Origin of the sequence: Shimia sp. (assembly GCF_022448905.1) — a bacterium.
Taxonomy (GTDB): Bacteria; Pseudomonadota; Alphaproteobacteria; order Rhodobacterales; family Rhodobacteraceae; genus Shimia.
This window is the reverse complement of the sequence record NZ_JAKVCW010000004.1, coordinates 165,043-180,411: the sequence shown is the minus strand read 5'-3', so window position 1 is coordinate 180,411 and position 15,369 is coordinate 165,043. Positions and strand designations below refer to the sequence as shown.

The following is a 15,369-nucleotide window of genomic DNA, read 5'->3' as shown; positions in this document are numbered from 1 at the left end:
CCGGCGTCAGTCCAACCGCAGGCGAGCGATGGCGTAGAGCAATAGGCAGAGGCAGAGCGCGGCGGCGGCCAGGAAAGGCGCGCGCAGGGCGAGGTCTCGGCCCAGCGAGGGTTCCAGAAGTGCAACCATGGCCCCACCGGCCATCGCGCCAAGTGGCATGCTGCCCCAGCCAAAGAAGCGATAGATGCTGTTCACGCGGCCCAGAAGCTCGGTTGGAATGCGACGTTGACGCCAAGAAACAGTGATCACGTTCCAGAGCATGGAAGCGGCCATCACCGAGAACAGCGCTAGGGCCATGGGCACGGCAGTGCTGCTTAGGCCGATCGTGGCATTGCCGAGGCTCCAGGTAGCGATAGATACATAGAGACAGGCCTGGGTGCCAAACCATTGCACCAATTTGGGGGCGGTGAGGCTGCCGGTGATGGCGCCAAGCGCGGCGATGGAGAGCAGGAAACCGTATTGGGTGGCGGTGAGGGTGAGCACGTCCTGCGCAAAAAGCACCTGTACCGTCATTGTGGCGGTGGCGATGAAATTGGCGCAGCCCAGCACGACCGCGAGGCGCAGGAGTAGTTGATCGGAGCGCATGAAGGCGATGCCTTCTTTGAGAGCGCCGAAGAAGTTCTGTTGCACTTTGGGGCGTGGCGCGAGGCTGATCATCCAGACGAGGCCGGCGGCGAGGACCAGCGCGGCGACGTCGAGACCAAAGGGCAGAGCGACGCTGGAAGCGATCAGGAAGCCTGCGAGCGGCGGGCCGATGAACTGGCCGGTGAGTTGTTCCACGCTCCACATTTGGCCATTGGCAGCCTCCAGATCAGAAGCGGTGACGATGTCGGGTAGAATGGTTTGAGCGGCGTTGTCGCGCAGGACTTCGGCGGCACCCAAAAGGAAGGTCAGTGCAGCAAGCAGCCAGATGGCACTTGGACCGGGTGCGCTAAGGGCGAGCCAGAGAATGGCACCCACCAGCGCGGCGCGTAGAAGGTCAGCACGGGCGATGAGTTTGCGACGGTCGACCTGATCGGCGATCACTCCGGCGGGCAAGGCAAAAAACAACCAAGGCAGGCGACCCGCGGCTGCGACGGCGGCAATGGCCACAGGATCACGCGTTAGCAGGGTTGCCAGCCAAGGGATGGCCAGCATGACAAGGCCGTCGCCGAGGTTGGTCAGGGCGCCGGAAGCAAAAAGCAGGCGGTAATTGCGGTTACGGAAAATCAATGCGCTGGTCATGCGGCCACTGTTTCGCACGACCAGCGGATGTGCAAGCGCTCTTAGGCGGCCACAGCGCGGGCTTCGATGCGGCGCATGTGCAGCATCAGCATGAAGCCGATCAAGGCCAGCACGCCAACAGAAAGCACAAGCGGGAACGGGGTGCCGTCAAACGCCAGACCAATCGGAGCAGCCAGGATGACCCCAAAGATGGTGGACAGCGCGCCCATCACGGAGGCAGCGGTGCCGGCCATATGGCCCAGCGGTTCCATCGCCATGGCGTTGAGATTACCGATCGTCAAGCCGATGGAGAAGAACACGGTCAATTGCCACAGGGCAAATGCATAGAACTGAACGTTCAGGTCCGGTGTCATTACAAAGAACAACATAACCGCAGCGAAAATGGCCTTACCTGCTATCGCTACCGTGACGAGGAAGCGCATCCCGAGGTTGACGACAAGTTTGGCATTGAGAAGGCTCGCTGTGCCGGAGGCCAGTGCGATGCCAGCGAACCAATAGGGGAACTCGGCGGCGCGATCATAGGTTTGATCATACACAAGTTGCACCGAGCCGATCAGCCCGAAGAGACAGCCCATGATCAGAGATTGCACCAGAATGGATGTGCGCACGGAGGGAATGCCCCACATTTCGCGCAGTCCCGCAATGAGTTTGCCGATGCTGAAGGGGCGACGGTTCTCAACCGGCAGCGGCTCTGGCAGGCGAATGCCGATCCAGAGAACAGATGTCAGGGAGAACAGCATGAAGGCGACAAAAATGCCGCGCCAGGACGACAGGTCGATGATGAATTGCCCCAACAGTGGCGCTGCGGCAGGCACAATAATAAAAACCATCATGACAAAGGACATGATGCGGGCCATTTCGCGGCCAGAGAAGATGTCACGCACGATGGCAAGGGTGACCACGCGCGGACCTGCTGCGCCCATGCCCTGGAACAGGCGAGCGAAGAGCAGCCACTCCAGGGTTTGGCTCATCCAGCCGATGAACGCGCAGAGGATGTAGAGTATCGCGCCGGAGATTAGCACCGGCTTGCGACCAAAGCGGTCTGACAGCGGGCCGGTGAAAAACGTGCCAATGCCCATGCCCATGACAAAGGACATGACAATCAGGGTCTCGGTGTTGTGGCTGCCGGGGCTGAGCTCGGCGGCGATTTGTGGCAGCGCCGGGAGCATAGCGTCGATGGAAAACGCAATGGTGGCGAACATCATGGCGCAGAGGGCGATGAATTCCACCTGGCTCATCGGCAGATTGTCTTTGGTCATGACTTGCTCCGTCAAAAAGGACGACAGGCAGGCGAGCGGACAGCACGCGGCGGCGTTGCTGTGTCGTCTCTGGCCCACACCAGTCAGGTGATCGTGCTTGAGTGGTCAGGCCGCAAAATGGCGGGCTGAGCGGACTAGGGTAGCGCGGGGCGCTGTGGTTCACAAGTGAAGAATGAACGCTGGTTCAGTGACTATTCCGCGGCGTTTTCCGTCGCCGTCTGAGCTTTCAGATCGGCAATGACGCGCCGCCAGAGGTCGGCAGGTTGCGCACCAGGCACGGCGTGTTGGTTGGCCACGATAAATGTAGGCACCGAGTTCACCCCCATTTCGCGGCTGTGCGCATCGCGTTTGCGGATGTCTTCAACATCGGCATCGGACTCCAGCAACTTGCGCACCACGGCGGCGTCCATGCCCGCGCTGTCGGCAATATCTGCCAACACATCCGTGTCACCGATGTCGCGGCCTTCTTTGAAGTAGGCCGCAAACAGCGCATCGACCACAGCGTTTTGTTTTTGCTCGATGCCTGCCCAGTGGATCAGCCGATGGGCGTTGATGGTGTTGGGCGTGCGTTTGATGGCGGCGAAGTCGATCTCCAGACCTTCCTCGGTGGCGTGTTGCTCGATCTCGGAATAGACGCGCACGGCGTTTTCCTTGCCGCCAAACTTTGTTTCCAAGTATTCGCGGCGGTCCATGCCCTCGGCCGGCATGTCCGGGTTGAGCTGGAACGGGTGCCACTCGATCACAAAGGGATGATCGGGCTCGGCCTCCAAAGCTTTCATCAGGCGAGACTTGCCGATGAAGCACCACGGGCAGATCGGGTCGGAGATGATGTCGAGTTTGATCATGTGGATGCCTTGTAGGTCTCGCGCAGAGCGCGGCGGTTGAGTTTGCCATTGGCGTTGGTGGGCAACGCGGGCAGGCGTTTGAAGAGCCGAGGCTGCTTGTAACGTGCCAGATGGGTCTGCGCAAAGGCTTTCAATTCGTCCTCCACGAGATCGTGATCGGCGGTATAGAAGGCGGCGATGATGCGGGTGTCGGTTTTGACCTCCACATCTGTGACGGCGATGGTGGTGATGTCCGGGTGGGGCAGCAGGGCGGCTTCAACTTCCAACGGGGACACGCGGAAGCCACCGGCGTTCATCATATCGTCCGCGCGGCCCATGTAGGTGATGTGGCCGTCGGCGTCCATTTGGCCCAGATCGCCGGTGAGGAACCAGTCGCCCTGGAGGCGCGCGGCGGTCTCTTCGGGTGCGTTGAGGTAGCCAAGCATCAGACCGGGGTCGGATGTGTGGACGGCGATGGTGCCGGGGGTGTCGCGCGGGACTGGGCCGGTGTCGTCGAGGACCGCAATGTGGCGGCCGGTTTGGGGGCGGCCAAGCGTGCCTTTGGGGGCCGGGTGGTCTGGGCTGGCGGAGATGAATGTGGAGCATTCGGACATGCCGAAGGCTTCGTAGAGTTTGGTGCCGGTGGCCGCGTTCCATTGAGTGCGCAGCGGCTCAGACAGCTTTTCACCTGCGCAGAGGCCGTGGCGCAGGTCCGGAAGCGCCGGGTTTTCGGTGGTTGCCAGTATCTTGCGGTAGACGCCCGGCGCGGCGGCAAACAGGGTCGCGTGATTGTCGCGCAGAAGGTCTGGCAGGGCGTCGGTTGCCGTGCCGGGTGCCGGGATCAAGGCGGTGGCGCCTTTGGTCCAAGGGTCCATCAGGCCGGTGCCAAGCGTGAAGGTCCAGTTGAAGGCACCGGCGTGCAGGAGGCGGTCGTCCTCGTGCAGATCGTACCAGCCGTCAAACATCATCTGGCGCGCCCAGATCGCGCGGTGGGCGTGAACCACTGCGCGGGGGATGCCAGAGGTGCCGGAGGTGTAGATGATGTAGGCAGGTCGATTGGGATCGCCCATGTTGAAGTCGGCTGGTGGATAGGAGTGAAACGATAGAAGGTCGTGTGTTGTCAGCGTTTTACGATCAAAACCTGAAGCAGTGGAAACCTCCGGATCTCGCAAGATGGCGGCGGGCTCCAGAGGTTCGACCATCCTGGTGACTTCGGCCTCGGTCAGCTGTGAGGACGTTGGTACGGGGATCAGACCAACCGCGATACAGGCGAGGTAGGCAATTGGGAATTCGACCGTATTGCCGATCCTCATCAACACGCGGTCGCCGGGATTTAGACCTGCACGCAACAAACCTGTGCCAGTGCCGAGAATGGCGGATTTTAGCGCGCCGTAGGTCCAGCTTTCGGGCGTGTTGGGGGATAGCACGCGCAGGGCCTCTTTGTCGGCCAAACGGTCCGCATGGCGCAGCACATGGGCGGCCATGTTGAAGGAGGACGGGCAGGGCGGTGGCGGGCCTTGGTCAAAGATCGAAAGCATGGAAATGGCCTATGCGGCTTGAGCGACACGTGCAAGAGGCAGGAGGCGGTTGCCAGTTGCGTCTTGTGCGGGATAAAAGCGCGCATGACCTCTAAAGACCCAAAATCCTTGATCAAGATCGCGCGTGAAAACGGCGAGCAGGATCATGTTGAGCCGCTGGACCTTGGTGAACGTGTGCGTGAGCTGCGCAAGGCTCGCAACTGGACGCTGGAGCAGGCGGCGAGCCAGGCTGGTTTGGCGCGGTCCACGCTGTCCAAGATCGAGAATGGCCAGATGTCGCCGACGTATGACGCGGTGAAGAAACTGGCGGTGGGCTTGGAGATTTCTGTGCCGCAGCTGTTCACTGCGCCGCAGAAGGATCAGGTCAACGGGCGGATGTCGGTGGTGAAATCCGGTGAAGGCACCCGGCAGGTGACCACCACCTATGAACATGAGCTTTTGGCCGAGGGGCTACGCAAGAAGGCGATGTTGCCATATCGGGCGCGCGTGCGGGCGCGGTCGATGGACGAGTTTGACGGCTGGGTGCGGCACGATGGGGAAGAGTTTCTCTATGTGCTGACTGGCGTGATCACGCTTTACACCGAGTTTTATGAACCGGTGGAAATGCGCCGCGGAGACAGTGCTTATTACGATGGCTCAATGGGCCACAATGTGGTGTCGGTCAGCGAAGACGATGCGACAATTTTGTGGGTGACATCTTTGGTGTAAGCCGTTGGGGAGCAGTGGTTTTTCCAAGAGCCTTTGATCTCCGACAAAACAAATTTGCAGTTAGTGAAAATTGTAATGGTTGCTTGCACCTATTTTTAACAACGATTGGGGCATTCCAGTAGGGCACGAAAATTAGGAGCCAGAATGGAACCTCAAGAAAGAATCGGGCTTGCGAGCCTGACGAAGATGGCGTTTGACGGCGTCGATCTGCAGCCTCTGCGCAATGAGCTGCTGAGCAAAGTGTTCACCGGGAAAGATGCGGACGGCATCTTTATGGATCTGTCGGTGATTGATCAGTTGCAGGGCAACCGCGCAGCAGGGCTGGCCTGGCAGGATGAGGCGCTGAAGCGTCAACGTATTTTCAGCACCAAAAAAACAGATGGCGCGCGCACTAAACTGCTGGTGTTTGCTGAACCGAGCCATATTGGAGGCAACACCCCAATTGAGTTTTTGCTGCAGGGTGCAGATGTTGAAATTCTGACTTATTATCTGAATGTTGAGAGCGACGAGCAGATCGATCTGCCCGCCCATGATGTGGCGTTTTGCGCCGCTCCTGCGGACAGTGTGAAGGCCGAAGCGTTTCAGAACAAGGTGCGCGCGTTGACCGCAGCAGTGGGAACCAAAGTGGTAAACTTACCAAATGGTCAGGTAGATCTTGAGCGGGATTCGCTTGAAGCGATGTTTGCCGGCCAACCGGGTTTGACTTTGCCGAAGACGCAGCGGTTTGACCGCTGGGAACTGGAAGATGCAGCGGCGGAAGACAGTTTGGCGGCGCTTGGGGATTACCCCTATGTGGTGCGGCCGGTAGGTAGCCATGCGGGCGAAGGGCTGGTGCTGATCGAAAGCCGGGATGCGTTGAGTGACTACCTGTTTGAGCGCAATGAAGTCGCGTTCTTCGTCTCCGAGTATATCCGTTACGCAACGCGGGAAGACGGGTTTTATCGCAAATACCGCGTGATCTTTGTGGATGGGCAGCCTTTCCCATGCCACATGGCCATCGCGGACCAGTGGGACCTTTGGTACCTGAACGCGCGCATGGAAGAGTTTGCCGAGAAGCGCGCCGAAGAGGCGGCCTGGATGGACAGTTTTGAGCGCCGGTTTGTGACGCGACACGAAAGTGGGTTTGGCGCGCTGACCGATGCGATTGATCTGGATTACTTTGGTGTGGATTGCGCCGAAGACCCGGATGGCAATCTGGTCGTGTTTGAAGCGGACAATGCGCTGATCGTGCATGACATGGATGACGAAGAGGTTTTTCCGTACAAAAGCAAGCACATGAAGCGCATATTTGATGCGTTTGAGGCGCTGTTGGAGAAGAACCGTCGAGCGGAGACGTCTGAAGACACGACAGACAAGACGCCGACGCGGCGGTTGTCCTAAAGGGTTAGAGAGGCGCTCCAAATTGGGGCGCCTCCTATTTTATAGGGCCTTGAGCGCGGTGGCCATGTCACCGTAGCCAGTGAAGCGACGCTCGAAGGCCAGGCCGAGGTGATCCGCACATTCTTTGGCTTTTTCGGTCAGCGCGGGATCGTCGGTTTGGGCCTGATAGACCAGTTTCTCGTAGTTGCCGAAGTACATCTCCATCAATTCGGGGTGGCGATCCAACCCCATGGGTTTGATGATAAAAGCGTCAAATTGGCGGACCAGAAAGTCGGTCAGGTAGAAGGCGGTGAATTCGTCTTCAGCGATTTTGGCAAAGCGGTCGTTGCCTTCAAAAAAGCTGTAGCAATGGGGGCCTGCGATCATTTTGACGCCTAGTTCGTCGCAGGTTTGTTGAAGCTGCCCGCCGGTGCCGCAGTCAGCGTAGACCACAAAGATGTCGGCGTAGCTGTCGCGATGTTTGGCAACGGCGTCGCGAACGGCCGGCGCGATTTTTTCTGGATGGATGTGGAAGATGGCGGGCAGGCAGGTGAGGTCCATGTGGGACCAGTTGTTGAGTTTGATCAGGTCAAGGATTTCACGCGCGAGCGCGCCGCAGGCCAGCAGAAGTATGCGGCCGGTTGAGCCAGTGGGGGCAAGGCCAGATTGCGCCAGCGTTCTGTCGTTGGGGAGTTGCGTCATGGCTTGGTCAGCTTGATGGCAAAACGTCCCCGGAGAAGCCCTGCAGGGCCGTAGCTATCGAGGATCTCGCAACGCCAGCCGATGGCTTCAAGCGCCTGTTTAGTGCTTGCCGGATGGCGTCGGGATTGCTGGTGGATGACCGTGTCAAACCGATCGCCCACCTGGGTTTCGATGCGGCGGGTGAGGAGGTCGCGCTCGACGGTGACTTCAATGCGCATTTGCCAGTCTATGCCAGTGTTGCGTGGCGCTTTGGGTAGGCATCGGGGGCCGATGAGGTCGGCAAAGAGCAGACCGCCGGAGGGCAGCGCGTCAAACGCCGCGCGGGCCACGGGCAGAAGCGTGTCGCGTTTGGTGGTGGCGTCTATGTAGCTCAGAACTTCTCCAAGACAGGTGATCGCGGTGGTGCCTTTGGGGATGCGGATGTCGGCTGCGTTGCCTTGTTTGACCAGAAGGCCACGAGCTTGGGCGATTTCCACAAAGGCCGGAGAGAGGTCAACGCCTTCGCCCATGACGCCGCGGTCTTCGGCCACGGAAAGCCAGGTGCCATCGCCGCAGCCAATGTCAAACAGATGGGCGTTGGCGGGGCCGTGCAGAATTTGCGCGGCGAGCCAGTCGTGTGCCTCGTCAAAGGTGTCGTTGTAGCCTTCGGCGTGGATGCGGGCGAGATCGGGGGAGTAAAGTCCTGACATGTCGGTACCTTGAACAAAAACGGCCCGCCTGTGAAGGGCGGGCCGGATCAAATCGCTCGGGGAGTGAGCAAAGGGATAGGGCCTGATCAGGCGCTCATCTGGTTGTGTTTGCGCGCAACCCATTCTTTGGCGGTTTCGACGGCCACAGCCGCGTCACGGCAGTAGGCGTCTGCGCCAATGGCCTTGCCAAACTCTTCGTTCAGTGGGGCACCGCCAACCAGAACGATGTAGTCATCACGCAGGCCTTGCTCGACCATCGTGTCGATGACAACCTTCATGTAGGGCATGGTGGTGGTGAGCAAGGCAGACATGCCGAGGATGTCCGGCTTGTGCTCTTCAAGCGCTTCCAAGTAGCTTTCAACAGCGTTGTTGATGCCGAGGTCCACCACTTCAAAACCAGCGCCTTCCATCATCATGGAAACCAGGTTCTTGCCGATGTCGTGAATGTCGCCTTTGACGGTCCCGATGACCATAGAACCCATGCGTGGCGCGCCGGTTTCGGCCAGCAAAGGCTTCAGGATGGACATGCCGCCCTTCATGGCGTTGGCCGCCAGAAGCACTTCAGGGACAAAGAGGATACCATCGCGGAAGTCAGCGCCAACGATGGTCATTCCGCCCACCAGCGCTTCGGTCAGGATGCGGTAGGGTTCCCAGCCGCGTTCCAGCAGGATGTTCACACCTTCTTCGATTTCCTCCTTGAGGCCATCGTAGAGGTCGTCAAACATCTGTTGGACAAGTTCCTCGTCATTGAGTTCGGACAGGATGATGTCGTCTTCTTCTTCTGACATGCGCGTATTCCCATACCCTGGCGGGGGCCCGAAGCGGGCACCGGTTGCTATTCAATATACCCCAGCTTTCAATGCTTTTGAGCGGGCAAACTGTCTGAATAGCGACATAGCCAGCGCCGGGTGCGACGTGTAGGGGCAAAAATCATGTGAGAGATGAAAGTTTCTCATCCAGATCATGGGGTTTGTTGCATGTGTTCACTTTTTGTTCTATTTTGGGCGTATGTCTGACCTGAAACAGTCCAAAATCGATGTGGCACGGCGCAAGGCGCGGGGGGCGCAAAGCAATGCGCCTGGGCGCTATGAGCTGGAGCGCGAGGACGTGCAGGATGGTTGGGAGATCCCGGAAGAGCGGGGTGCCTTTGTCACTGAGGTGAGTGAGGAGCGGCCCCGGTCAGTGATCACACGCAATACGTCGACGGACATACCATTTGATCGCTCCCTTAATCCCTATCGTGGGTGTGAGCATGGCTGCACTTATTGTTTTGCGCGGCCGACACATGCCTATCTGGGGCTGTCGCCGGGGTTGGATTTTGAAAGCAAGCTGGTGGCGCGGCCGAAGGCGGCGGAGGTGCTGGAGAAAGAGTTGCGGCGCAAAGCCTATCAGCCCAGCCTATTGGCGATTGGCACCAACACCGATCCGTATCAGCCGATTGAGCGGCGCTATCGTGTGATGCGTTCAGTGTTGGAGGTTTTGCAGCGGTTTAATCATCCGGTGGCCATCACCACCAAAGGCACATTGGTCGAGCGCGACATTGATATTTTGAGTGACATGGCGGCCAAAGGTCTGGCGCAGGTCGGGGTGTCTTTGACGACGATGGATGTGGGCCTATCGCGCGCGATGGAGCCACGCTGTCCCTTGCCCAAACGGCGGTTGGAGATCATTCGAAAGCTCACAGAGGCGGGCATCCCGGTGCGCGCGATGCTGGCGCCGGTGGTGCCGGGTTTGACGGATCATGAGGTTGAGGCGCTTATAGAGGCAGCTGCGGACGCCGGTGCTACCGGCATGGCTTGGATCATGTTGCGTCTGCCAATGGAGGTGGCGCCGTTGTTTGAGGAATGGTTAGAGGCGGCCAATCCAGGGCGCGCGGCAAAAGTTCTGGCGCGGATGCGGGAGATGCATGGCGGGGAGCTGTATCACGCGGAGTTCAACAAACGCATGCGGGGCGAGGGGATCTATGCGGAGATGATCGCAAAGCGGGTGGAGAAAGCCCGTGTGCGTTTTGGCTTGAATGAAGAGATGCCCAAACTGCGCTGTGATCTGTTTGAGGTGCCACTCGCGCGGGATGGACAACTGGCGCTTTTCTGAAACTGTTTCAGCTTTTGCGAAAGTCAACACATTGGAAAGTTTCAGGCCCTGATGCTGCGGGTCTGAGTTATTTCCATAGGAGACGGACTATGAAGAACGTGATTGCAGCAGTTGGCCTTTCGTTGGCCTGTACGGCCGGAGTGGCCACCGCCGAACGCCTAGTCGTGGGCGTGGAAAACATTGAATACCTTCCGCACTACAATTGGGACGGGCAGAGTTACACCGGATTTGGGGCGGACCTTTTGACCGCCTTTGCGGAGGATGAAGGGTATGAACTGGAGTTCAAAGCCTTGCCAATCACCCGGCTGATGCAGGCGGTGGTCACGGGGGATGTGGACCTGAAATACCCGGACAACGCCTATTGGTCGGCGGAACTGAAAGACGGTCAGAGCGTGGTTTATTCCGACGTTGTGGTTGAAGCGATCGATGGCGTGATGGTGTTGCCTGAGCATGTTGGGCGTCCAGCAGACGAGGTTGATCAACTTGGCACGGTTTTGGGGTTCACGCCGTATTCCTGGCTCGATCGGATCAATAGCGGCGATGTGAAGCTCAAGGAGAACTCCAGCTTTATTGGCATGGTGCGTCAAGCGCTGGTTGGGCGGATTGACGGGGCCTATGCCAATCAGGATGTGATCCGCCGTGTTTTGCGTGAGTTGGGCAAAGACGAGACGGCACTGGTGTTTGATGAGAGTCTGCCGCACTCCGTGTCGAATTATCATGTGTCTTCCAGCAACCGTGCGGACGTTGTGGAGGCTTTCAATACGTGGCTGGCAGAGAATGGCGACACGGTTGCGACGCTGCGGTCAAAATACGCCTTTTGAGGGGTTTTGGAATTGAAAAACAGCGTTATGGGCGGTGGTCTGCCCATGGCGCCTTATTGTGAGCCTGTCTCTGTTACTTGGCAGTTGCCGCCTGCTAAGGTGCTGCCACCACTCACAGAAGACTGACGACCAAAATGAAAAGACTAATTGCGGCTGCCGTTTTGGTGGCCACGCCGGTATGGGCGGAGGTGCAAGTGCGCGACGCGGATACGATTGTCGTGGACGGCACACCGGTGCGTTTTCAAGGGGTTGATGCGCCGGAGCTTAAGACCCGTGCAGGCAAGGATGCCAAGCGCTGGACGGTGAACTATCTGCGCGGCAAAGAGGTGACCTGTGATTTGACCGGAGAGCGGTCGTATGATCGCTACATTGGCGTGTGTTACGCCAACGGGCAGGACATTGGTGCAGCGGTGATTGCGGCGGGCCACGCGTTGGATTGCGCGCGCTACTCTGGAGGGCGCTATCGCCATTTGGAAAAGGCGTCTGCGAAAAGCCGGATCAAGCGCGCCGGCTATTGCAGTTAAACAAAAGGCGCCGGTGAACGGCGCCTTTTGGGTGTTTCAGACTTAGCCGCGACGGCGGCGGCCGCGGCGCTCGCGCGCTGGGGCGGCGGCGTCATCGCCGGTGCCGTCGTTGGCAGAGGAGAAGCCGCCAAGCGCTTCGGCAATGGCCTCAAGCGACGGACGCTCGCCACGGGGGCGGGTTTCCAGCGCTTCGCGCATGGCTTTGAGGTGGTTTGGCATGGTGCCGCAGCAGCCGCCAATGATGGTCGCGCCGCAGTCGCGCGCCATGACGGCATAGTCTGCCATCAGCTCTGGCGTGCCATCATAGTGGATGTGGCCGTCGTGGTATTTCGGAATGCCCGCGTTGCCTTTGGCCACGATCGGGGTCTCGGTGCCTTGGGCGGAGAAGCCAAGCACAGTGCGCAAGAGGTCCGGCGCGCCAGTGCCGCAGTTGGCACCAAAACCGAGCGGCTTGTTGGGCAGGCTGTTGACCAGTTGCACCATATCGGCGGAAGTCACACCCATCATGGTGCGGCCTGCGGTGTCAAAACTCATGGTGCCGACCCAAGGCATGTCCGCGAGGGCAAAAGCTTCGGCGGCGGCTTTGTACTCTTCTGGTGCGGAGATGGTTTCCAACCACAGCACGTCCGCGCCGCCTTCTTTCAGACCTTCGGCCTGCTCGTGAAACATTTCGACGGCGTCGGCGTGGGACAGGCTACCTACGGGTTCCATGATGTCGCCAGTTGGGCCTACGGAGCCAGCCACGATAACTGGGCGACCTGCGGCGTCCGCCACGTCGCGGCCAATTTCAGCGGCAAGGCGGTTGAGTTCATGCACGCGGTTCTGGGCGTCGTGCAGCTTCAGGCGGGAGGCGTTGCCGCCAAAGGAATTGGTCAGAAAGATGTCAGAGCCATTGTCGACCGCGAGGCTGTAGAGTTTTTTGATGTTTTGTGGCTCGTCGGCGTTCCAGAGTTCTGGCGCGTCGCCGGAGCTGAGGCCCATGTTGAACAGGTTGGTGCCGGTGGCGCCGTCGGCCATGAGCCAGTCACGGGTTTCCAAAAGCTTGGAGAGGGCGTTGGTCATTGGATACTCCTTAGGGCGCGGCGTGCCGCGTGTCGTTTGCGCAGCGATTTGCCACGGGCGGGGCCGGGGCACAACTTAATTTGATGCAAGACGATTATGAGGATGAGGATAGATAGCCTTCGGATTGTACTGGCTGAGCGCATGCGATGGGGGTGGCAGGTGCGCTGCGTAGGTTTACAGCGCGGGTTAGGTCCAGCGCGGCCAGGCTGAGCTGTGCTGGACCGGGTGCGGCCATGAAGAGCGGCTCCCAGCGGGGGGCAAAGCAGGCTTTGAACTGACGAAGGCCGGCGCCGCCTGCATGTTTGAAGTGGTAGCTGCGGATTTTGCGTTCCAGCGCGGTTTTGCCTTCGGGCAGAGCAGGGGCTGCGGCCAAGGACAGGCGGGGTACGTCGGCTTCGGCTGCGGCCTCGATGGCTTTCTGGACCAGCAGGTGCATGGTGCCGTCAGGCGCTTCGGGCAGCACGCGCATCAGGTCGAGGCACCATTCATGCGCGGTGGCGTGGAAGCTGACAAAGCCGACGAGGGTATTGCCCTGATACGCGAGGAAGACAGTTTGACAGCCGACATAGAAGTCCTCAAAGCGCCCCATTGTGAGACCTTTGGGGATGCCGTGTTTGGCTTCCCAAGCGGCGGAGACCTGTGCCATGTCGCCCAGCGGCAGCATGTGGGTCTCTGGTTGGTTCACCTCTACGTCGGCCTTTTCGGCTTGGCGCAACTTGCGGCGTAGCTGTCGATAGGTGGACCCCGCTGTGGAGTGTTGGCTTGGTTTGAGAACAGCCTCGTCGGAGATATGCACCACCGCCCAGCCCGCTTTTCGGGTTTTTACTGCCTGACGGGCGGAGATTTTGTATTTGCAGGCGATCCGGTTTTGCGCGCGGGCGGCGTTTTTGAGCGAGCGGGCCATAGCATGGGCGTCGCCTTCGATGGGGTCAAAAAGCGCCACAAGAGTTTGGCCAATGCGCACTGCGCCGTAGCGGCCTGCGTCACAAGACAGGAGCGCGCCGCCGTTTTGGCGGATCACGCCCAGTTCGGCGCGGCTGACGGTGGAGAGCGGCGCGTTGTCATAGGCCTCATAGGCGCGGTGTTGGCGCGGGGTGCGGGCCGGACGCGGCTTGGCGAGATGGCGCAGGAAAACCAAACCAGCCAGGAGCGCCGGTAGCGCATAGTAGATCGCGCGGAAGGCCAGGACGCCTGCGAGCAGGGAGGCTTCTGGTTGGTGAGGCAACATTGCTAGAAGCGTCAGTTCAAACGGTCCTACACCGCCTGGGGTGCCGGAGAAGATGGCGGCGCCAAGCGCGATCAGGAAGACCGGGAGCAGGACAGCAAAGCTGAGGGAAAGGTCCGGTGGCAGCAAAACGTAGAGCGCCAGAGCGGCAAAGATGGTGTCAATCAGGCAGAGGGACAGCAGCGCGGCCATGGCGGGCAGGGTTGGCAGGCTGAGGCGGCTTCCCTGTCGGGGCAAGACCGGGAACACAAATGCCAGCACCACAACAAGGAACGCCACCGCGAGAATGATTGGCGGCAGGAAAGACGGCACATGTGGTGTGGGCAGGACCAGCGCGGCAAGGGCGATGGTCACGGCCATGGCAGCCAGAAACGTCACCGTGACAAAGGCGGTGATGCGCGCGGCATCTTTGAGCGACAGATCTGGCATCATGCGCCAGCGCACAAAGGTACCAACCACCGCGCCGGCGCCCAAGGTCTGCCCCAGACCGATGGCAGTGGCCCCAACGGTCATGGCCTCAGACGCGCTGCGATGCATTTGGAAATGGCGTTGAGCAATCACGTCATAGCGAGAGACCGCGAGAAAACTAAGAGCTGAAAACGTAAGTGCCAGCCCCCATAGCCACGGGGTGGCGGACAGAACAGAGGCCCAAAGCGTGCCGTAGTCCACATCGTCCACTTGTTCGGAAAGCAGCCAGAGGCACACCGCGCCAAAGGCAAAAGGCCAAATCCGCTGCAGAACGGTCTGCGCAGTCTTCATCGTTGGTGTCTTCAAGGTTCCCGCCCCAAATCGTTACCTGTCCCAAGTGACCCAAATCGCTATCTGAAGCGTGGTTTCGGCCGCCTTAACAAAGACAATTGGAGCTAAATAAAGCGCGCGGGCCGGAGCCCACGCGCTGTAAGTTTTTCTATTCTGTATAATTTTAAGCTTCGGTGGCCAGCTCTTCTTTGGCCGCGGCAAGCGCTTCGCGACGCTTGGCGCGGATGGTTTGCTCATCGGCCTTGTCACCCAGATCGCCCACAACTTTGCGGATCACATCGTCATGACCGGCCTCTTCGAAGTCTGCAGAGATCACGGTTTTGGCGTAGTCTTCGGCTTCAGCACCGGATTTGCCAAGCAACTCAGCGGCCCAAAGACCCAGCTTCTTGTTGGCGCGGGCTTCGGCCTTGAATTTCATCTCTTCGTCATGGGCAAATTTGGCCTCAAAGGCGGCTTCGCGGTCATCAAATGCGTTCATTTTTGAACTCCTCCATAATTCTAGGATGTCTCAATACTGATATGACCATCTGTTAGGGATGCTGCAAGTGCAAGAGCCATGCTTGCGACAATGCTATCCATCC

Annotated in this window: 15 protein-coding genes; 5 read left to right on the top strand and 10 right to left on the bottom strand. The window is 59.4% G+C overall.

What is annotated here, in order from left to right:
* Positions 1–6: 6 nt before the first annotated feature.
* The 4 genes from MK208_RS05980 to MK208_RS05965 form a co-directional block, all read right to left on the bottom strand.
* Entirely contained in the window at positions 7–1,224 is a 1,218-nt protein-coding gene (locus MK208_RS05980; RefSeq protein ID WP_294114897.1) for an MFS transporter, read from the bottom strand.
* 41 nt (positions 1,225–1,265) lie between these two features.
* The gene (locus tag MK208_RS05975; protein WP_294114895.1) at positions 1,266–2,483 is read right to left on the bottom strand and encodes a multidrug effflux MFS transporter; all 1,218 of its coding nucleotides are present in this window, start codon (positions 2,481–2,483) and stop codon (positions 1,266–1,268) included.
* Between the two features lie 191 nt (positions 2,484–2,674).
* Positions 2,675–3,328 carry a DsbA family oxidoreductase gene (locus MK208_RS05970; protein WP_294114893.1) on the bottom strand — a complete coding sequence of 218 codons (654 nt, stop codon included), beginning with the start codon at positions 3,326–3,328 and terminating at the stop codon, positions 2,675–2,677.
* Positions 3,325–4,845, bottom strand: coding sequence for a class I adenylate-forming enzyme family protein (locus MK208_RS05965; protein ID WP_294114892.1), 1,521 nt, complete (start codon positions 4,843–4,845; stop codon positions 3,325–3,327). Before MK208_RS05965 ends, MK208_RS05970 begins: the two co-directional genes overlap by 4 nt.
* Before the next feature lie 84 nt (positions 4,846–4,929).
* On the opposite strand from MK208_RS05965, the gene MK208_RS05960 reads away from it, so the two are divergent.
* Together MK208_RS05960 and MK208_RS05955 are read left to right on the top strand one after the other, a co-directional pair.
* Positions 4,930–5,553, top strand: a complete 624-nt coding sequence (locus MK208_RS05960; protein ID WP_294114890.1) for an XRE family transcriptional regulator — start codon at positions 4,930–4,932, stop codon at positions 5,551–5,553.
* 144 nt (positions 5,554–5,697) lie between these two features.
* Positions 5,698–6,933, top strand: a complete 1,236-nt coding sequence (locus MK208_RS05955) for a hypothetical protein (protein ID WP_294114888.1) — start codon at positions 5,698–5,700, stop codon at positions 6,931–6,933.
* Between the two features lie 39 nt (positions 6,934–6,972).
* Here MK208_RS05955 and MK208_RS05950 read toward each other — a convergent pair whose 3' ends face one another.
* The 3 genes from MK208_RS05950 to MK208_RS05940 all read right to left on the bottom strand — a co-directional run bounded on the left by MK208_RS05950 (position 6,973) and on the right by MK208_RS05940 (position 9,091).
* The gene (locus tag MK208_RS05950; protein WP_294114887.1) at positions 6,973–7,614 is read right to left on the bottom strand and encodes a DUF1638 domain-containing protein; all 642 of its coding nucleotides are present in this window, start codon (positions 7,612–7,614) and stop codon (positions 6,973–6,975) included.
* Positions 7,611–8,303, bottom strand: coding sequence for a class I SAM-dependent methyltransferase (locus MK208_RS05945; protein ID WP_294114885.1), 693 nt, complete (start codon positions 8,301–8,303; stop codon positions 7,611–7,613). The genes MK208_RS05950 and MK208_RS05945 overlap by 4 nt, the downstream gene beginning before the upstream one ends.
* 86 nt (positions 8,304–8,389) lie before the next feature.
* Positions 8,390–9,091 (bottom strand): B12-binding domain-containing protein, encoded by a 702-nt coding sequence (locus tag MK208_RS05940; protein ID WP_294114882.1) that lies wholly within the window; start codon positions 9,089–9,091, stop codon positions 8,390–8,392.
* Between the two features lie 220 nt (positions 9,092–9,311).
* Here MK208_RS05940 and MK208_RS05935 point away from each other — a divergent pair, with 220 nt between their 5' ends.
* The 3 genes from MK208_RS05935 to MK208_RS05925 all read left to right on the top strand — a co-directional run bounded on the left by MK208_RS05935 (position 9,312) and on the right by MK208_RS05925 (position 11,742).
* The gene (locus MK208_RS05935) at positions 9,312–10,397 is read left to right on the top strand and encodes a PA0069 family radical SAM protein (RefSeq protein WP_294114880.1); all 1,086 of its coding nucleotides are present in this window, start codon (positions 9,312–9,314) and stop codon (positions 10,395–10,397) included.
* An 89-nt stretch (positions 10,398–10,486) separates the two neighbouring features.
* Entirely contained in the window at positions 10,487–11,218 is a 732-nt protein-coding gene (locus MK208_RS05930; protein ID WP_294114878.1) for a transporter substrate-binding domain-containing protein, read from the top strand.
* 134 nt (positions 11,219–11,352) lie between these two features.
* Complete coding sequence (locus MK208_RS05925; protein WP_294114876.1) at positions 11,353–11,742, top strand: thermonuclease family protein; 390 nt, start codon at positions 11,353–11,355, stop codon at positions 11,740–11,742.
* Positions 11,743–11,784: 42 nt separating this feature from the next.
* Here the strand turns inward: MK208_RS05925 and bmt are convergent, their stop codons facing one another.
* From bmt to MK208_RS05910, 3 genes are all read right to left on the bottom strand, one after another.
* Positions 11,785–12,804 carry a betaine--homocysteine S-methyltransferase gene (bmt, locus tag MK208_RS05920; protein ID WP_294114874.1) on the bottom strand — a complete coding sequence of 340 codons (1,020 nt, stop codon included), beginning with the start codon at positions 12,802–12,804 and terminating at the stop codon, positions 11,785–11,787.
* Between the two features lie 94 nt (positions 12,805–12,898).
* On the bottom strand, positions 12,899–14,788 hold the full coding sequence (locus MK208_RS05915; protein WP_294114872.1) for a phosphatidylglycerol lysyltransferase domain-containing protein: 1,890 nt from the start codon (positions 14,786–14,788) through the stop codon (positions 12,899–12,901).
* 163 nt (positions 14,789–14,951) lie between these two features.
* The gene (locus tag MK208_RS05910) at positions 14,952–15,266 is read right to left on the bottom strand and encodes a DUF1476 domain-containing protein (RefSeq protein ID WP_294114871.1); all 315 of its coding nucleotides are present in this window, start codon (positions 15,264–15,266) and stop codon (positions 14,952–14,954) included.
* Between the last annotated feature and the right edge of the window lie 103 nt (positions 15,267–15,369).